Source organism: Rhodanobacter lycopersici (assembly GCF_040812335.1).
GTDB classification, from domain to species: domain Bacteria; phylum Pseudomonadota; class Gammaproteobacteria; order Xanthomonadales; family Rhodanobacteraceae; genus Rhodanobacter_A; species Rhodanobacter_A lycopersici.
In genome coordinates this window covers 358,596-375,691 of the sequence record NZ_JBFOHK010000004.1, presented here as the reverse complement: position 1 = coordinate 375,691, position 17,096 = coordinate 358,596, and the positions used below count along the sequence as shown (strand labels likewise).

General features: G+C 66.5%; 17 protein-coding genes. 9 read left to right on the top strand and 8 right to left on the bottom strand.

The window, feature by feature from the left end; genetic code table 11:
* The first annotated feature begins 76 nt into the window (after positions 1 to 76).
* Positions 77 to 1,942 carry a molecular chaperone HtpG gene (htpG, locus tag ABQJ54_RS15645; RefSeq protein ID WP_367855244.1) on the top strand — a complete coding sequence of 622 codons (1,866 nt, stop codon included), beginning with the start codon at positions 77 to 79 and terminating at the stop codon, positions 1,940 to 1,942.
* A 118-nt stretch (positions 1,943 to 2,060) separates the two neighbouring features.
* On the opposite strand, the gene ABQJ54_RS15640 is transcribed toward htpG, so the two are convergent.
* From ABQJ54_RS15640 to ABQJ54_RS15630, 3 genes are all read right to left on the bottom strand, one after another.
* On the bottom strand, positions 2,061 to 2,654 hold the full coding sequence (locus ABQJ54_RS15640) for a hypothetical protein (protein ID WP_367855243.1): 594 nt from the start codon (positions 2,652 to 2,654) through the stop codon (positions 2,061 to 2,063).
* Positions 2,655 to 3,006: 352 nt separating this feature from the next.
* Positions 3,007 to 3,390 (bottom strand): hypothetical protein, encoded by a 384-nt coding sequence (locus ABQJ54_RS15635; protein WP_367855242.1) that lies wholly within the window; start codon positions 3,388 to 3,390, stop codon positions 3,007 to 3,009.
* 278 nt (positions 3,391 to 3,668) lie between these two features.
* Positions 3,669 to 3,971, bottom strand: a complete 303-nt coding sequence (locus ABQJ54_RS15630; RefSeq protein WP_367855241.1) for a 2-hydroxyacyl-CoA dehydratase — start codon at positions 3,969 to 3,971, stop codon at positions 3,669 to 3,671.
* A gap of 119 nt (positions 3,972 to 4,090) precedes the next feature.
* Here ABQJ54_RS15630 and ABQJ54_RS15625 point away from each other — a divergent pair, with 119 nt between their 5' ends.
* Positions 4,091 to 4,996 carry an AEC family transporter gene (locus ABQJ54_RS15625; RefSeq protein ID WP_367855240.1) on the top strand — a complete coding sequence of 302 codons (906 nt, stop codon included), beginning with the start codon at positions 4,091 to 4,093 and terminating at the stop codon, positions 4,994 to 4,996.
* On the opposite strand, the gene ABQJ54_RS15620 is transcribed toward ABQJ54_RS15625, so the two are convergent.
* Positions 4,993 to 5,625 (bottom strand): trimeric intracellular cation channel family protein, encoded by a 633-nt coding sequence (locus tag ABQJ54_RS15620; protein ID WP_367855239.1) that lies wholly within the window; start codon positions 5,623 to 5,625, stop codon positions 4,993 to 4,995. The genes ABQJ54_RS15625 and ABQJ54_RS15620 overlap by 4 nt on opposite strands.
* 38 nt (positions 5,626 to 5,663) lie before the next feature.
* Here ABQJ54_RS15620 and ABQJ54_RS15615 point away from each other — a divergent pair, with 38 nt between their 5' ends.
* Complete coding sequence (locus tag ABQJ54_RS15615) at positions 5,664 to 6,065, top strand: RNA-binding S4 domain-containing protein (RefSeq protein ID WP_367855238.1); 402 nt, start codon at positions 5,664 to 5,666, stop codon at positions 6,063 to 6,065.
* A gap of 132 nt (positions 6,066 to 6,197) precedes the next feature.
* Positions 6,198 to 6,740, top strand: coding sequence for a response regulator (locus ABQJ54_RS15610; RefSeq protein WP_367855237.1), 543 nt, complete (start codon positions 6,198 to 6,200; stop codon positions 6,738 to 6,740).
* A 31-nt stretch (positions 6,741 to 6,771) separates the two neighbouring features.
* Here ABQJ54_RS15610 and katE2 read toward each other — a convergent pair whose 3' ends face one another.
* The 3 genes from katE2 to ABQJ54_RS15595 all read right to left on the bottom strand — a co-directional run bounded on the left by katE2 (position 6,772) and on the right by ABQJ54_RS15595 (position 10,354).
* The gene (gene katE2 / locus ABQJ54_RS15605) at positions 6,772 to 8,238 is read right to left on the bottom strand and encodes a catalase KatE2 (RefSeq protein ID WP_367855236.1); all 1,467 of its coding nucleotides are present in this window, start codon (positions 8,236 to 8,238) and stop codon (positions 6,772 to 6,774) included.
* Between the two features lie 103 nt (positions 8,239 to 8,341).
* Complete coding sequence (locus tag ABQJ54_RS15600; protein WP_367855235.1) at positions 8,342 to 9,643, bottom strand: amino acid permease; 1,302 nt, start codon at positions 9,641 to 9,643, stop codon at positions 8,342 to 8,344.
* 120 nt (positions 9,644 to 9,763) lie between these two features.
* Positions 9,764 to 10,354 carry a TetR/AcrR family transcriptional regulator gene (locus ABQJ54_RS15595; RefSeq protein WP_367855234.1) on the bottom strand — a complete coding sequence of 197 codons (591 nt, stop codon included), beginning with the start codon at positions 10,352 to 10,354 and terminating at the stop codon, positions 9,764 to 9,766.
* A gap of 375 nt (positions 10,355 to 10,729) precedes the next feature.
* Between ABQJ54_RS15595 and ABQJ54_RS15590 the strand changes: the two genes are divergently transcribed.
* The 3 genes from ABQJ54_RS15590 (at position 10,730) to ABQJ54_RS15580 (ending at position 12,670) form a co-directional block, all read left to right on the top strand.
* Positions 10,730 to 11,362, top strand: a complete 633-nt coding sequence (locus ABQJ54_RS15590) for a glutathione S-transferase family protein (protein WP_367855233.1) — start codon at positions 10,730 to 10,732, stop codon at positions 11,360 to 11,362.
* 28 nt (positions 11,363 to 11,390) lie between these two features.
* A complete protein-coding gene (locus ABQJ54_RS15585) occupies positions 11,391 to 11,975 on the top strand; it encodes a dihydrofolate reductase family protein (protein WP_367855232.1) in 585 nt (194 codons plus the stop codon).
* 92 nt (positions 11,976 to 12,067) lie between these two features.
* Entirely contained in the window at positions 12,068 to 12,670 is a 603-nt protein-coding gene (locus ABQJ54_RS15580) for a response regulator (RefSeq protein ID WP_367855231.1), read from the top strand.
* An 8-nt stretch (positions 12,671 to 12,678) separates the two neighbouring features.
* Here the strand turns inward: ABQJ54_RS15580 and mutS are convergent, their stop codons facing one another.
* Positions 12,679 to 15,342, bottom strand: a complete 2,664-nt coding sequence (gene mutS, locus ABQJ54_RS15575; protein WP_367855230.1) for a DNA mismatch repair protein MutS — start codon at positions 15,340 to 15,342, stop codon at positions 12,679 to 12,681.
* A 73-nt stretch (positions 15,343 to 15,415) separates the two neighbouring features.
* Here mutS and ABQJ54_RS15570 point away from each other — a divergent pair, with 73 nt between their 5' ends.
* Together ABQJ54_RS15570 and recA are read left to right on the top strand one after the other, a co-directional pair.
* A complete protein-coding gene (locus ABQJ54_RS15570) occupies positions 15,416 to 15,925 on the top strand; it encodes a CinA family protein (protein ID WP_367855229.1) in 510 nt (169 codons plus the stop codon).
* A 115-nt stretch (positions 15,926 to 16,040) separates the two neighbouring features.
* A complete protein-coding gene (gene recA / locus ABQJ54_RS15565; RefSeq protein ID WP_367855228.1) occupies positions 16,041 to 17,078 on the top strand; it encodes a recombinase RecA in 1,038 nt (345 codons plus the stop codon).
* Positions 17,079 to 17,096 lie beyond the last annotated feature (18 nt).

Below are 17,096 nucleotides of genomic sequence, written 5' to 3'. Positions count from 1 at the left end.
GGCGTCGTCGCTACTGGATTCCGGCATGCGCCGGAATGACGGCTAGAGAATCAACGCACGACTGGACCTTACATACATGACCACCGAAACCCGCAAATTCGAAGCCGAAGTCGCCCAGGTGCTGCACCTGGTCACCCACTCGCTGTACTCGCACAAGGAGATTTTCCTGCGCGAGCTGGTCTCCAACGCCTCCGACGCCTGCGACAAGCTGCGCTTCGAGTCGCTGGGCAAGCCCGAACTGCTGGGTGGCGACAGCGCGCTGCACATCGACGTGAGCTGGGATGAGGCCGCGCGCACCATCACCGTGCGCGACAACGGCATCGGCATGACGCGCGACGAGGTGGTGGCGAACATCGGCACCATCGCCAGCTCCGGCACGCGCCGTTTCCTGGAAGCGATGAGCGGCGAGCAGAAGGCCGACGCGCGCCTGATCGGCCAGTTCGGCGTGGGCTTCTATTCGGCCTTCGTGGTGGCCGACAAGGTCACCGTGCTGACCCGTCGCGCCGACGCGCCGGCGGCCGAAGGCGTGAAGTGGGAGAGCGACGGCAAGGGCGAATACGCGCTGGAGCAGGTCGAGCTGGCCGAGCGCGGCACCGCGGTGATCCTGCACCTGAAGGCCGACGAGGACGAGTTCCTCAAGAGCTGGCAGCTGAAGTCGCTGATCCGCAAGTATTCCGACCACGTGGCCTTCCCGATCCGCATGCCGGTCGAGAAGGACGGCAAGCCCACGGACGAGTGGGAAACCGTCAACGATGCCTCGGCGTTGTGGGCGAAACCCAAGTCCGAGATTTCCGATGCGGACTACATCGGCTTCTACAAGTCGCTGGGCCACGATTTCAACGATCCGCTGGCCTGGACGCACAACCGCGTCGAGGGCAGCCAGAGCTTCACCACGCTGCTGTACATCCCGGAGCAGCCGCCGTTCGACCTGATGATGGGCGGACGCGACGAGCGCAAGGGATTGAAGCTCTACATCAAGCGCGTCTTCATCATGGACGCGGCCGAGGAACTGCTGCCGAACTACCTGCGCTTCGTGCGCGGCGTGGTGGATGCCGACGACCTGCCGCTGAACGTCAGCCGCGAGATCCTGCAGCACAATCGCCAGCTGGAGCGCATCAAGGCCGCTTGCGTGAAGCGCGTGCTGGACCTGATCGAGAAGCTGGCGAAGGACGAGCCGGAGAAGTTCGCCACCTTCTGCAAGGCCTTCGGCAACACGCTGAAGGAAGGCATCAGTGAGGACGCGTCTAACCGCGAGCGCATCGCCAAGCTGCTGCGCTTCGCCTCCACCAGGGGCGACGGTGCGCAGCAGGACGTCTCGCTGGACGACTACCTCGGCCGCATGGCGGAGGGCCAGGACGCGATCTGGTACATCACCGCCGACAGCTACGCCGCCGCCGCCGGCAGCCCGCAGCTCGAAGCATTCCGCGCCAAGGGCATCGAGGTGCTCCTGATGTTCGACCGCATCGACGAATGGATGGTCGGCTACCTTGGCGAATACGAGGGCAAGAAGCTGCGCAACGTCGCCAAGGGCGAACTGCCGCTGGACGAGGCCGACAAGCAAAAGCAGGAGGAAGCGACCAGGCAGGCCGAGCCGTTGCTGAAGAAACTCAAGGAGTTGCTTGGTGACCGCGTGGGTGATGTGAAGGTGTCAGCCCGCCTCACCGATTCGCCTTCCTGCCTCGCGCTCAGCGATTACGAAATGGCGCCGCATCTCGCGCGTCTGCTGCGTGAAGCAGGCCAGGAGCTGCCCGAAAGCAAGCCTACGCTGGAGATCAATCCGCAACATGCGCTGCTCAAGCGCGTCGAAGGCGAGGCGGATGAGGCCAAGGCCAAGGACCTGGCCACGCTGCTGCTGGAGCAGGCCGAGATCGCCGCCGGCGCGCAGTTGACCGACCCTGCGGCCTTCGTGCAGCGCATGAATCGCGTGTTGCTGGGCGGATAAGCCAGCGAATTTCCGCGCGGCCAGCAAAAAGCCCGTCGCAAGCGACGGGCCTTTTGCAACCACCACCCCTGGCAAGTCTCAAAATCGCTCGCGGCGATTTTTGCTTCCGTGCCCGAACTCAGCGGGTACGGGAGGGCGGCGGCGAGGAAGTGGAAGAAGTGGAAGTACTGGGGCTGCCGTACGTGGTGCTCCGGATCGCCGGCACGGTGGTTGACGATGGTCGGTTGCTGCCCCTGTAGCTTGGCCGGTAGCCGCCGCGGTAATGCTCCATGGGCATGAAGCGCCCGCCGTGGGGGAAGAAGTCGCGGCTGGCCAGCGCAAGGCGGTCGCCGTCGAGATGCACCCAATACCAGTTGCCCGGCGGCACGGGTTTGGTCGAGACATAGGCGAAATGGGCTTCGTAATTGCCCGCGCCATTCGGTTCGGCCTGCAGCGCCACATTCATCACGAACTGGCTCGGTATCGGCTTGCCGTGCTTGTCGGTGGCGGGTGCGCGGATCATCTCGCCCAGGTTGGCGTTCAGCAGGCGGATCATCTTCGGCGGAAGCGAATAGGCCGGCGAAGCCTCGGTGACCTTGCCATGGGTATTCACCTGCACCAGTACCGGCTCCACCCGATGCGGGAATGGGTTGAGCGTCATCAAATCGTTGGCGATGGCGCCTGTGCTGACCAGCAGGGCGACGACTGCGGCGGAAAGCAATTGCATCCTCATGTCAGTCTCCTTGTGACAGTGGATAGCGCCTGTTTACGCCGCACAGGGAATCGGGTCAATCGGCAGGATGTGATGGGTGCGGCGGCCGTTGGCCGGGGTACGTTCATTCCGCCGGGTTCTTCTTGCACCCCGCTGCTCGCTTTCCGACACCACCAGCGATTGCGGCAGCCAGGCGATGCCTTTCTCCTCGCGGAGAAGGCCGTCACATTGGCGACATGGCGTGCCCATGCCACCGGGCAGAGCGTCCTGTACAACCAGCCCTTGCGGACGAGTGAAACCTAGTGGTGGCTGCTTGGCGGCGCGGGTCGGGAACTCAAATTGGACGAGGATTGCACGGGTGTGGAGGGAGGGGTCAGCTGAATCTCGGGATCGGACGACATGTTGTTCCTGTCGACAGTGCCAGACGGTCGCCAGGGAGATGTGCCCAATACCAGGAGCCGTACGGCAGTGGTTTGCTTGAGACGTAGGCGAAGTGCACCTCGTATCCGCCCGTGCCGCTTGGCTTGCTCTGCAGCGACACGTTCATCACGAACTGGCTGGGTATCGGTTTGCCGTTCTTGTCGGTTCCCGGGGAGCGGATCATTTGTTTCAGGCTGGCGTTCAGCAATTGGGTGAGCGACGGCGAAAGTGCATAAGCCGGCGAGGCTTCAGTGACCTTGCCCCGCGCATCCACCTGCACCAGCACCGACTCGACCCTGGAGATATCTGGGATGGTCGTTGTCGAGTCGGCAGGCAACTGCACTCGTGCTGCCCAGCAGCGCGATGGTCAAGAGGGACAGCAACTGCGTTCGAGTGCCCATCTCCATCCGCTTCATCCAGTGAGTGCCGCACGTTCTACGTCGCATCCTGGACCGGGTCAGGTGCGGCAGGTATTTGTGGAAGCGCGACATTGGTGGGGGCTGAGAGATTTTCCCTCGCAAATTTGCAAGGACCCTCTCGATGAAAATGAGCTTGGGCAACTGCTGAAGTGGATACGGAATATCGTTGACCGACTCGATATCCAGTGGTGATCCTTCACGCTAGGGTGTTCTTCCGCTTCCGCGGTTTCCGTTCGGAGGCTACGAGCAACTGCTGCAGGTAGGCGATGCCTTCCTCCTCGGGAAAGAACGCCACCACGTCGGCCACGCTGAGCTGGTGCCGTTCGCGCAGAGCGAGGAACTCCTCGCGGGCGCGGGCGACGCGTGCGGCTTCGGCGGCTTTCTTGCCCAGGGGCTTGGGTTTCGGTTCGGGTTTGGTCTGTCTGGGCTCGGGCTTGGTCTGGTCGAGTGCGGCAAGCTCGGCTTGGAACTGGCGGAAATCGTAGGACTTGGAACTCATGGCTCGGATGCGGTTCGGGGGCGAAACCATTCTCGCATGCCTGCAGTGCGGCGCAGCAGGCTTCCGGCTGCTGGCCGGATCGCGTCTAATGCGGCGCTGGTTCATGCGGAACGTCCGCGATGAGTGCGTTGCTGCTGCTGTTCGTTTGCCTGGTGCTGGGCGTGCTGGTGCGCCGTTATGCGCAACCGCCGGCCGGCATCGTGCACGGGCTGAACTGGTGGGTGCTCAACATCGCGCTGCCGGCGCTGGTGCTGGAGCTGATCCCACGGCTGACGTTCGACACCGGGCTGTGGTTTCCGGTAGCGGCGATGTGGCTGGTGTTTTTCGGCGCCTGGCTGCTGTTCGCCTGGCTGGGGCCGCGGCTGGGTTGGTCGCGCGGGCGCATCGGCGCCCTGATCCTGGTGTGCGGTCTGGGCAACACCTCGTTCATGGGCTACCCGATGCTGCAGGCGCTGCACGGGCAGGCGGGACTTGCGCTGGCCGTGGTGGCCGATCAGCTCGGCTGCTTTCCGCTGCTGGCCTCGGCGGGCATCGTGGTGGCCTGCCTGTATGCCGGGCGCACGCCAGACCCGAGCCAGATCGTGCGTCGTATCGTCACGTTCCCCGCCTTCATCGCGCTGATGGCCGGTATCGCTGCCGGCTTGCTGGGTGGCTGGCCTGCCGTGTTCGATGGCGTGTTCAAGCCGTTGGGAGACACGCTGACACCGCTGGCGCTGTTCTCGGTGGGACTGCAGTTCCGCCTGCAGGCGGGTGAAGGCCAGCTTGGCGCGGCGGCCAGCGGGCTGGGTTGGAAGCTGCTGCTGGCGCCAGGGCTGTGCTGGGCGCTGGGTGCTCTGGCCGGCGCGAGCGGGCTGGGGCTGACCGTGGGCGTGCTGCAGGCCGCGATGGCACCGATGGTGTCGGCCACCATCCTCGCCGACGAGTACGAGCTGGACCCGGAGCTGGCGAACACCGTGCTCGGCGCCGGCACCGTGCTGTCGCTGCTGACGGTGCCGCTGATGAATCTGTGGTTGCCGGCTGGTTAGCCGGCGGAATGCAGCCGTGGCAGATGCCAACCCCACAGCACCGCGCCCATGCGCAGGCCGAGGATGACCAGCACGCCAGTGGCGATCGCCCAGGATGACCGCAGGCCGACCGCCTTCAGCAGCAGATAGACCACGATGCCGGCGATGGCCGCGCTGGCATAGATGTCCTGGCGGAAGATCAGCGGCACCTGCACGCTCATCATGTCGCGCAGCATGCCGCCGGCGGCGCCGGTCATGGTGCCCATCAGCACCACGACGATGGGTGGATGCCCGCCGGCCTCGGCCACCTGCGCGCCGCTGATGGCAAACAACGCCAGACCCAGCGCATCGGCCGCCAGCAAGGCGTGGCTCAAGGGAGGCAGGTAGGCGCTCCAGAGCATGGAGAGCAGGGCAGCCGCCAGGATCACCACGAGATAACGCGCGTCGCGTATCCAGAAGATCGGGTGGCGGTTCAGCAGCAGGTCGCGCAGCGTGCCGCCGCCGATCGCCGTGATCGCAGCCAGTGCCAGCCCTCCGAGCAGATCCATGCCGGTGCGCGCGGCGGTCAGCGCGCCGCTGATCGCGAACACGGCGACGCCGACCAGGTCGAGCAGATAGAGCAGCACGCGTGGAGTCCGGCTGTCGGTCATGACGAGGCCCTGCGGAAATCGGGGCGATAATGCCATCGATGAAAGTCCCGTACACCGACCATCCGACCGAAGTGCGCGCCGACGCGTGGTTGTGGGCCGCGCGCTTCTTCAAGACGCGCAGCCTCGCCAAGCAGGCGATCGACGGCGGCAAGATCGATGTCAACGGCGGCGGCTGCAAGCCGGCCAGGCTGCTGCATGTGGGCGATGTGCTGCGTATCGGTCGCGGCGAGGAGCGGCTGGAAGTGGAGGTGCAGGCATTGTCGGACCGGCGCGGGCCGGCCAGCGTGGCGCAGGGCCTGTACCGCGAGAGCGAGGCCAGCCGGCTGGCGCGCGAGACGCAACGTGCGCAGCGCCGTCTGCTGGGCATGCAGGCACCGCCGCGGCGTCCGGACAAGCATGAGCGCAGGGAGTTGCGACGCCTGAAGGACGGCCGTGCCTGAAAGACAGCCCGGAAAGATGGGCTTGAGCAGTGCATCGCAGATTGCGCCGCCGTTCTGGCGCAGCATGCGCAGCCATGGAGGGTCGCGCCTGCTTCGCGATCCGTACCGGACGGGACGACGGGGAGTCGCGCAATGAACGGCATGGGATTCATCAAGCGGCTGCTGGGCGGCACCGACGCATCGACCGGGCGGGCGGAGCCGCGGCGGCAGGCGCCGCGAGGCACGCGCATGCTGGTGGTGGACGATTCGCCCACGATCTGCGCGGTGCTGGGCCGCATGCTGGAGCAGGACGCCTACGCGGTGCAGAAAGCCGGCGACGGAGAACGTGCGCTGGAGCTGGCGAAGGCCGAACTGCCCGAACTGATCTTCCTCGATATCGTGCTGCCTGGCATCAACGGCTTCGCGGTCCTGCGCGCATTGCGCCACGACCCGCTCACCGCACACATCCCGATCGTGATGATCAGCGGCAATCCGCAGGCTACCGAGCAGTTCTACGTGCAGCGTTTCGGCGCCGACGATTTCATCAGGAAACCGTTCGGCCGCGTCGACGTGCATGCCAGTATCGAGACGCTGGTGCGTGCGGGGCGGCTGGGCGCCCGTCCACTCGAATTGCCTCAGCCGGCGACGACGGGAGCCGCCGCCATACCCGGTGTGGCACCGGGCATGGCAGCCTGAAGCGCGTCATCCACGATCGCGCGGACTCCGTTCAGGGCTTGAGCCCCAGCGCCTTGGCCACGCCTTCGCCATAGGCCTTGTCGGCCTTGCTGCAGTGTTCGACGTGGCGACGCTGGATTTCTTCCGGCACGCCCTGCATGGCCCGCGCGGTATTCTCGAACAATGCCTTCTTCTGTTTCGCGCTCATCAGCCGGAACAAGGCGCCGGGTTGCGAGTAATAGTCCTCGTCCACGCGGTGGTTCCAATGATCGGCGGTGCCTTCCAGCGACAGCGGCGGCTCGCGGAAATCCGGTTGCTCCTGCCATTCGCCGTAGCTGTTCGGCTCGTAGGCCAGCGTGCTGCCGTGGTTGCCGTCCACCCGCATCGCGCCGTCGCGGTGGAAGCTGTGGTACGGGCAGCGTGGGCGGTTCACCGGGATCTGGTGCAGGTTTACACCGAGGCGGTAACGTTGCGCGTCGCCGTAGGAGAACAGCCGTGCCTGCAGCATCTTGTCCGGCGAGAAGCCGATGCCGGGCACCACCTGGGCCGGGTTGAACGCGCTCTGCTCGACGTCGGCGAAGAAGTTCTCCGGATTCCGGTTGAGCTCCCACACGCCCACCTCGATCAGCGGGTAGTCCTTGTGCGGCCATACCTTGGTGAGGTCGAACGGGTGGTAAGGCACCTTGGCGGCGTCCTGCTCCGGCATGATCTGCACGCACAGCTTCCACTTCGGGAAGTCGCCGCGCTCGATCGCCTCGTACAGGTCGCGCTGGTGGCTTTCGCGATCCTTGCCGATCAGCTTCTCGGCCTCTGCGTCGGTGAGGTTCCTGATGCCCTGCTGGCAGACGTGGTGGAACTTCACCCAGTAGCGCTCGTTCTTCGCGTTGATGAAGCTGAAGGTATGCGAGCCGAAGCCGTGCATGTGGCGGTAGCTGGCGGGGATGCCGCGTTCGCTCATCACGATGGTGACCTGGTGCAGCGCCTCGGGCAGCGAGGTCCAGAAATCCCAGTTGTTCTGCGCGCTGCGCATATTGGTGCGCGGGTCGCGCTTCACCGCGTGGTTGAGGTCGGGGAACTTCAGCGGGTCGCGGAAGAAGAACACCGGCGTGTTGTTGCCGACCAGGTCCCAGTTGCCTTCCTCGGTGTAGAACTTCAGCGCGAAGCCGCGGATGTCGCGCTCGGCATCGGCCGCCCCGCGTTCGCCGGCCACGGTGGTGAAGCGGGCGAACAGCTCGGTCTTCTTGCCGATCTTGGAGAAGATCTTCGCCCGGGTGTATTTCGTGATGTCCTTCGTCACGGTGAAGGTGCCGAAGGCGCCAGAACCCTTGGCGTGCATGCGCCGCTCGGGAATCACCTCGCGGTCGAAGTGGGCCAGCTTCTCCAGCAGCCACACGTCCTGCAGCAGGGCAGGGCCGCGCGGGCCGGCGGTGAGGATGTTCTGGTTGTCCGGCACCGGTGCGCCAGCGACGGTGGTGAGGCGGGGCTTCGCGGCTTTTCCGGGTTTGCTCGACTTGGCCATGGCTGCATCCTCGTTCGGGGGAAGCTGCAGGGTAGGCTCAATCGTTTCGGACGGGAATTCGAAGATTTCGATTCGCCCGATAGTTTCCGGCTATCCGTCGCCCTCACTGCGCCATGCGTCGCGTGTGGTGCAATTGCCACACGTACAACGGCAGCCCCAGCGCCAGCAGGACGAAGTTCCAGTAAGCCGCATCCGCGCCGGCACCGATCACGGCCCACATGGAAAACGCGAACGCCGCGCAGGCGAGGATCGGGTCGCGCAGCGGTACCGGGCGGCCGCTGCGGTACGCCAGCACGATGTCGGCCATCGTGCAGAACAGGTAGGCCACCACGTTGCTCAAGGTCGGCAGCAGCAGGATGAAGGTGAACATCGCCACCATGCCATGGCTGTAGTTGGTCAGCACGATCAGGCTGGCGAACACTGCTGCGACCAGCAGGGCTGCTACCGGCGTCGATTGTGCGGACTCGCGTGCGAGGAACCGCGGGAACAGACCGTCCCGTGCCACCGCTTGCGGGAACTGACCGCTGATCAGGATCCAGCCGTTCAACGCGCCGAAGCAGGAGATCGCTGCGGCGCCCGCGATGAGCCAACTCGCCCACGAGCCCCACAGCAGGCGTCCCGCGTCCACGAATGGCGCCTGCGAATTCGCCAGTTCGGAGGCGGGCAGCAATCCCATCACCGCGGTGGTGCAGGCGACATAGACCGCCGCCGCGATGATGGTGCCGGCCAGCGTGGCGCGCGGGATGGTCTTTTCGGGATCGCGCACGTGCCCGGCGGGAATCGAGGCGCATTCCACGCCAATGAAGGCGAACAGGGTCGCCGCGACGCAGATGTTGACCGCGTTCCACGGCGAACCGGCGTGCGGGCCCGGCGCCAGCAGGTGCGGGTCGAAACGGGTGAAGCCGAACAGCGCCAGCGCCAGCAGCGGCAGCAGCTTCAATACCGTGGTCAGCACCTGCAGCACGCCTGCGCTGCGCACGCCCGCGATGTTCACGGCGGTCAGCGCCCAGATGGCAGTCAGTGCGCTCAGTGCGCCGAACAGCGGATGGCTGGCGATCACCGGGAAGAGCGCGGACAGGTAACTGGTGACGGCGACGGCCACCGCCGCGTTGCCGCTGACCAGCGCGACCCAGTACATCCACGCCACCAGGAAGCCCACGCAGTCGCCGAAGGCCTCGCGGCTGTACGCATACGGGCCGCCCGCGCGCGGTGCGCGCCTGGCCAGGCGATAGAACACGCCTGCCAGCAGCAGCGCGCCCGTCGCACTGACCAGCCAGCCGATCAGGCTGTAGCCGCCGTAAGGCGCCAGCGATGCGGGCAGCAGGAACACCCCTGAACCGATCATGTTGCCCAGCACCAGCGCCGTCGCGGTGACCAGGCCGATCTGGCCTTTCGATGTATTCATGCAGTGGCTCTCGCGGCGCCGGTGGACGGCTGCGCGATGTTTGCACGGGAGGTCGGTGTTCGCCACGTTCCCGCCCGGATTCCACCAGGCAGGAGCGGCCTGCGAGGGTTGGAATGCGGCTCAGTCGATCAGTTCGTGCGCCATGGTGCGGGTCGCCGCACGTATTTCCTCGCGGAAGGTGTCGTCCTCGATGGTACGCGCCAGCACCATGCCGCCCACGCACAGCGCGGCGAGGGCGAGTCCGCGTCGGCGTGCGGTCTGCGTGCCGGCAGGCGCGCCGGCACTCTGCGCGAGCATGCCGGCCATGCGTTCCAGCAGTCCGCGATAGGCATGTTTGACGCCGGGGCTGGCGCGCGCCACGTCGGAAGGCAGGGCGATCATCGGGCAGTGGCCATCGATGTCGTCCAGGTGCTCGCGGGAGAGATAGACATCGACCATCTGGCGGGCGAACGCCGCGCCGCGGCGCCCCGGGTCGAAGTCCAGCTGCGGCCAGCGATCGACCGGATTGAAGTCCTGGTAAGCCGCCACGGCTTCCACGAACAGTTCTTCCTTGGTCCGGAAGTGGTTGTAGAAGCCACCCCGGGTGAGTCTGGCGCTGGCCATGATCTCGTCGATCGAGACCTCGGTAAAGCCCTTGCGGTTGAACAGCACGCGGGCGCACTCGACGATGCGTTCGCGGGTCCGCTGCTTGTGTTCGGCGCTGTACGGCATGGCGGTTTCCTTAGAGCCTGTTCAATATCTCCGCGTGGCCCGCGCCGGGAGCTGTTTGCGCGCAGGCTAAGGAAGAACGAAGAAGTGGATGTCCGTCCACGACTGAGTGATGACGCCGGCATGTGGGCAAACAGACCCGGCCCTTCGGGTTGCCTTGCCGTGGCCGCCATGCGGCAGCGCGCGGCTTGGCCTGACAGCCAGTCAGGCGCTGCGCCACGCACTATCACCTGGCGGCCACGGCAAGGCAACGCGGGCTACGTGGAGATATTGAACAGGCTCTCAGTACCGGCACAGCGTAGCGCCGATGCTGAATATGTTCTTGAACATATATAGATGCGGCGCAGACTGGGGTCCTCCATCACCGAGGAGCGCCCCATGAAGCTGTACTACGCCGAGACCTTCAATCCCCGCAAAGCCTGCGCGGTGGCGAAATACCTCGAAGCGCCGGTCGATTTCGTGCGCGTCGACCTTGCGCACGGCGAGCATCGGCAACCGCCGTATCTCGCGTTGAACCCGAACGGCAAGGTACCGCTGCTGGCCGACGGCGCGCTGCGCCTGTGGGAGGCCGACGCGATCATGGTGCACCTGGCGACCCGGGCCGGCTCGGAGCTGTGGCCCTCCGCACCTGCGCTGCAGGTCGAGGCGCTGCGCTGGCTGTCGTGGAACCAGGCGCATTTCTCGCGGCATGGCGGCACGCTGTACTTCGAGCACCTGATCAAGCCGATGCTGGGCATGGGTGAAGCCGATGCTGCCGCAGTGGCGGAAGCTGAAAAATTCTTCCGATATTTCGCAGCCGTCCTCGACGCGCACCTGGCTGCGCACGAATGGCTGGTGGGCGACCGCCTCGGCGTGGCGGATTTCGCCGTTTCCACGCCGCTGGGCTGGGCGCAGGAAGCCAGGCTGCCGCTGGAAGGTTTCGAGCATGTCGCGCGCTGGCACCGGCAGTTGCAGGCGTTGCCGGCATGGCGCGAACCGTTCCCGGGCGTGCCCGCTGCCGCCGTGGCCTGAGCCCATCCATGCAGACGAGGAGCGAGCGATGCGCAGACTCATTGCTTTCGAAATGCTGACGCTGGACGGCTGCTACGCCGGCACGGATGGCGATCTCGGCTGGGCTCGCCGGCGCGAGCGTGATGCGGAGTGGGATGCCTACGTGCAGGGCAATGCGGACAGCGGCGGGGAGCTGGTGTTCGGGCGAGTCACCTACCAGATGATGGCATCCTGGTGGCCCACGCCGGAGGCGGCGCAGCACGAGCCGCTGCTGGCCGAACGCATGAATACGCGGCCGAAGTTCGTCTGCTCGCGCACACTGCACGAAGCCACGTGGAACAACACCACCCTGCTGCGGGGCGAGGCGGCACCGCGACTGCAGGCGCTGAAGCGCGAGCCCGGCACGAATCTGGTGATTCTCGGCAGCGGCAGGCTGGTGTCCGCGCTGGCACAAGCCGGGCTGATCGACGAGTACCAGTTGGTGATCAACCCGGTCGCGCTGGGGCAGCGGGGGCGGCCGCTGTTCGGCGCCCTCGACCGCGGCATGGATCTGCGCCTCACCCAGTCGCGGCGCTTCGGCAACGGCAACATGCTGCTCTGTTACGAACCGCGGGAACGTGCCGCCGGGCCTTGAGGCCACCCTTCCCGGCCCCCTGCTTGCGCCCGCCCGCGCCGGCACGGAAACTGCGTCGACGCGGGCGTCTTCGCCGGCGAAGGGGGCAGGGGATGGCCGGTTTCGGATTGTTGAAGCGGCTGGTGGGCGGCGGCGAACGCCGCCACAGCGAGCCGCGCGTGCGCGCGCCGGTGGCCACCCGGGTGTTGGTGGTGGACGACTCGGCGACGATCCGTGCCGTGCTCGGCAAGATGCTGAGCCAGGACGGCTACGAGGTCCTCAGGGCCGCCGATGGCGAAAGCGCGCTGGAGCTGGTGCGCAACGAGTCCCCGCACCTGGTCTTCCTCGACATCGTGTTGCCCGGCGTTTCCGGTTTCGAGGTGCTGCGCACCCTGCGGCGCGAGCCGGTCACGCAGCTCATCCCCATCGTGATGATCAGCGGCAACGTGCAGGCCACCGAGCAGTTCTACGTGCAGCGCTACGGCGCCGACGATTTCATGAAGAAGCCGTTCGGGCGCGGCGAGGTGTTCGAACGGATTCGCCAGCTGGTGCTGTCGGGTCGCCTGCCGGCGCGCGCACCGGTCGAGCAGCCGTTGCCGCCGGCCGGGGTGAGCCAGGCCGAGTGGGATGCCATCCCGGATATCGCGATGCCCGACGAGCCCCACGGCTCGCACGAGTTGCCGCCGCAGCCGGAGGAACCGCCGGTTGTGGGCTGAGGGGAGGCTCAGCGCAAACCCTTCAGCCGGTACAGCGCCTCCAGCGCCTCGCGCGGCGACAGCGCGTCGGGATCGATGTCATCCAGCGCGTGCTCCGCGGCCGACGGGGCGGCCGGTGCGAACAGCCCCAGCTGGGGCGATGCATCGGCGACGGGCGCGGTCGCGCCGGCATGCGCGTGCATGCCGCGCTCAAGCTCGGCCAGCGTGCGCCGCGCGTCGGCGATCACCGCCTTGGGCAGGCCGGCCAGCGCCGCCACCTGCAGGCCGAAGCTGCGGTTGGCCGGGCCGTCCTTCACCGCATGCATGAACACCAGTTGCTCGCCGTACTCCACGGCGTCGAGGTGCACATTGGCGATGCCGGGGTACTCGCCTGCGAGTTCGGTCAGCTCGAAGTAATGAGTGGCGAACAGGGTGAAGGCGCGGCTCGCCGTAGCCAGGTGCACGGCCGCGGCGCGTGCCAGCGCCAGGCCGTCGTAGGTGCTGGTGCCGCGGCCCACCTCGTCCATCAGTACCAGGCTGTGCTCGGTGGCGTTGTGCAGGATGTTGGCGGTCTCGCTCATTTCCACCATGAAGGTGGACTGGCCGCGCGAGAGGTCGTCGCCCGCGCCGATGCGGGTGAATATGCGATCCACCGGACCGATGCGCGCACGCGATGCCGGCACGTAGCTGCCGATGTGGGCGAGCAGCACGATCAGCGCGTTCTGCCGCATGTAGGTGCTCTTGCCGCCCATGTTGGGGCCGGTGATGACCAGCATGCGGCGGGCGTCGCCGAGTTGCAGGTCGTTCGGTTCGAACGGCTCCTCGCGCACCTTCTCCACCACCGGGTGGCGGCCGCGCTCGATGGCGACGCCGGGTTCGTCGACGAGTTCCGGCGCGTTCCAGTCCAGCGTCCCGGCGCGTTCGGCGAGGGTGGCGAGCACGTCCAGTTCGGCCATGGCGGCAGCGGCCCGCTTCAGCGGCTCCAGCCGTTCGATCAGCGTATCGAGCAGTGCCTCGTACAGCGCGCGCTCGCGCATCAGCGAACGCTCCTTGGCCGACAGCACCTTGTCCTCGAACTGCTTGAGCTCCTCGGTGATGTAGCGCTCAGCGTTCTTGGTGGTCTGGCGGCGCGTGTAGTGCGTGGGCGCCTTGTCCGACTGCGCCTTGCTGATCTCGATGTAGTAGCCGTGCACGCGGTTGTAGCCCACCTTGAGCGTGGGGATGCCGCTGGCGGCTTTCTCGCGTTCCTCCAGTTCCACCAGGTACTGGTCGGCGTGGGTGGAGAGCCGGCGCAATTCGTCGAGCTCGGCGTCATAGCCGTCGTTGATGACGCCGCCGTCGCGCTGCAGTACGGGTGGTTGTTCGACGATGGCGTGCTGGAGCAACGCGGCTGTTTCGGCGTGATCGCCGATGCGCTCCGCTAGATGGCCCAGCAAGGGGGAGGCTTCTCGAAAAGTGCGGCCAAGGATGGCCGCTTTCTGATCTTCGCGATCAGGGATGATCGCACCAGCCACTCCCGCTTCCTGATCTTCGCGCTCATGGATGAGCGCACTGATTACGGGCGCCGCGAGAAGGCCATCGCGCAAGGTGGAAAGGTCGCGTGGCCGCGCCGAGCGCAGCGCCACGCGGGCGAGGATGCGTTCCAGATCACCGATACCGCGCAGTTTCTCGTGCAACGCTTCGTATTGGCGGTTGTCGATCAACGCGCCGATGGCCTGGTGGCGCGCACGAAGAACCTCGCGCGAGCGCAGCGGGCGATTAAGCCAGCGCCGCATCAGGCGCGCGCCCATCGGCGTCACGGTTTCGTCCAGCACGCCGAGCAGGGTGTGTTCGGTGCGGCCGCTGGGGTGGGTGTCCAGTTCGAGGTTGCGGCGGGTAGCGGCATCCAGCGCGATGGTTTCGCTGGCCGATTCCACCGCCATGCCGGACAGATGCGGCAGCGCGCTCTTCTGGGTTTCCTCGACGTAGCCGAGCAGGCAGCCGGCCGCGCCGATGGCCAACGGCAGCTTGTCCACGCCGAAACCGGCAAGATCGCGCGTGCCGAAGAAACGGTTGAGCTCCCGCCGCGCCGCATCGGTTTCGAAATGCCACGGCGGGCGTTTGCGCAGGCCGGGCAGGGCGGCGACCAGCTTCGGCCAGGCCACGCTCTCGTCCACCAGCGTCTCGGCGGGTTGCAGGCGTGCGAGCTCCGCCGCCAGTGCCTCGGCGTGCGGCACTTCGCTGAGCAGGAAGCGGCCGCTGGAAAGATCCACCCAAGCCAGGCCGTAGCCGTCCTTCGCACCGGCGGCAATGGCCAGCAGCAGGTTGTCGCGGCGCTCCTCCAGCAGCGCGGCGTCGGTCACCGTGCCCGGCGTGACCACGCGCACCACCTTGCGCTCGACGATGCCCTTGGCCAGTGCCGGATCGCCGATCTGCTCGCAGATCGCCACCGACTCGCCCAGCCGCACCAGTTTCGCCAGGTAATTCTCCACCGCGTGGTAAGGCACGCCAGCCATCGGAATCGGCGCACCGGCCGACTGCCCGCGCTGGGTCAGCGTGATGTCGAGCAGCCGCGCCGCCTTGCGTGCATCGTCGTAGAACAGCTCGTAGAAATCGCCCATGCGAAAGAACAGCAGCACGTCCGGGTGCGCCGCCTTGGCGGTGAGGTACTGGCGCATCAAAGGCGTGTGCAGGGAGAGATCGTCTTGGCTCATGAATGCGGTGGCATGGGTGGATCGGGGCGGCCGGTCCGCGTTAACGTGCCGGTCTCAAGATTGGGAGTCTCGCATGGAGTCGTCGTCCGTTCCTACCGATACCGAATTGCACGCGCTGGCGCAGGCGGTGGCGGAGGAGACGCTGCGCCAGCGCCTGATGCTGGTCACTGCCGAGTCCTGCACTGGCGGCTGGATCGCCAAGACGCTCACCGACCTTCCTGGCAGCTCCGCCTGGTTCGATGCCGGCGTGGTCACCTACAGCTACGAGGCCAAGCAGGCGCTACTCGGCGTGGATCCGCGCACGCTGGAACACGTTGGCGCGGTGAGCGAGGAAACCGCGCTGGAAATGGTTTCTGGCGCCCTGGCCCGCTTCGGCGCGGGCGTCGCGGTGGCGGTCACCGGTATCGCCGGCCCCAGCGGCGGCACGCCGGACAAGCCGGTGGGTACGGTATGGATCGCCTGGAAGCGCCGCGGTGGCTACGCCCATGCGCAACTGTTCCATTTCGCCGGCGGTCGCGAGGCGGTGCGTCGGCAGACCGTGGCCATGGCGCTCGCCGGATTGCGGAAAACCCTGACGGAATGAAGCGCCATGGGCCGTCTGGCGGGCTTGACCGGTGTGGGATACTCAGTGATCGCAGCCCGTGAGACGCGATCCGGGCATGATGCGCTCCATTCACAGCCCAACCGGAACCAAGACGATGGATGACAACAAGCGCAAGGCGCTCGCCTCCGCCCTCGGCCAGATCGAAAAGCAGTTCGGCAAGGGTGCCGTGATGCGCATGGGCGACCGCGTCAACGAGGCGATCGAGACGGTCTCCACGGGTTCGCTGGGGCTGGACATCGCGCTCGGCGTCGGCGGCCTGCCGCGTGGCCGCGTGGTCGAGATCTACGGCCCGGAGTCGTCCGGCAAGACCACCATGACCCTGCAGGCGATCGCCAACTGCCAGCGCGCCGGCGGTACCGCCGCGTTCGTCGATGCCGAACACGCGCTCGATCCCACCTATGCGGAAAAGCTCGGCGTCAACGTCGACGATCTGCTGGTCTCGCAGCCGGACACCGGCGAGCAGGCGCTGGAAATCGCCGACATGCTGGTACGCTCCGGTGCGGTGGACATGGTGGTGGTCGACTCGGTGGCCGCGCTGACGCCGAAGGCGGAAATCGAAGGCGAGATGGGCGATTCCCACGTCGGCCTGCACGCCCGCCTGATGAGCCAGGCGCTGCGCAAGCTCACCGCCAACATCAAGAAGTCGAACTGCCTGGTGATCTTCATCAACCAGATCCGCATGAAGATCGGCGTGATGTTCGGCAGCCCCGAGACCACCACCGGCGGCAATGCGCTGAAGTTCTATGCTTCGGTGCGCCTGGACATCCGCCGCATCGGCGCGGTGAAGAAGGGCGAGGAAGTGATCGGCTCGGAAACCCGCGTCAAGGTGGTCAAGAACAAGGTGGCGCCGCCGTTCCGCCAGGCCGAGTTCGAGATCCTCTACGGCGAGGGCACCTCGCGCGAAGGCGAGATCATCGAGCTGGGCGTGGCGCAGAACCTGATCGACAAGTCCGGCGCCTGGTACAGCTACAAGGGCGACCGCATCGGCCAGGGCAAGGAAAACGTGCGCCAGTTCCTGCGCGACAATCCCGCCATCGCCAACGAGATCGACGCCGAACTGCGTGCACGCCTGCTGGTGGGCGGCAGCGGCAAGGCCACCTCGGCTTCCGAGGAAGCGCTGGAAGAGGCTTGATAGCTCGCTGCTCCGCTT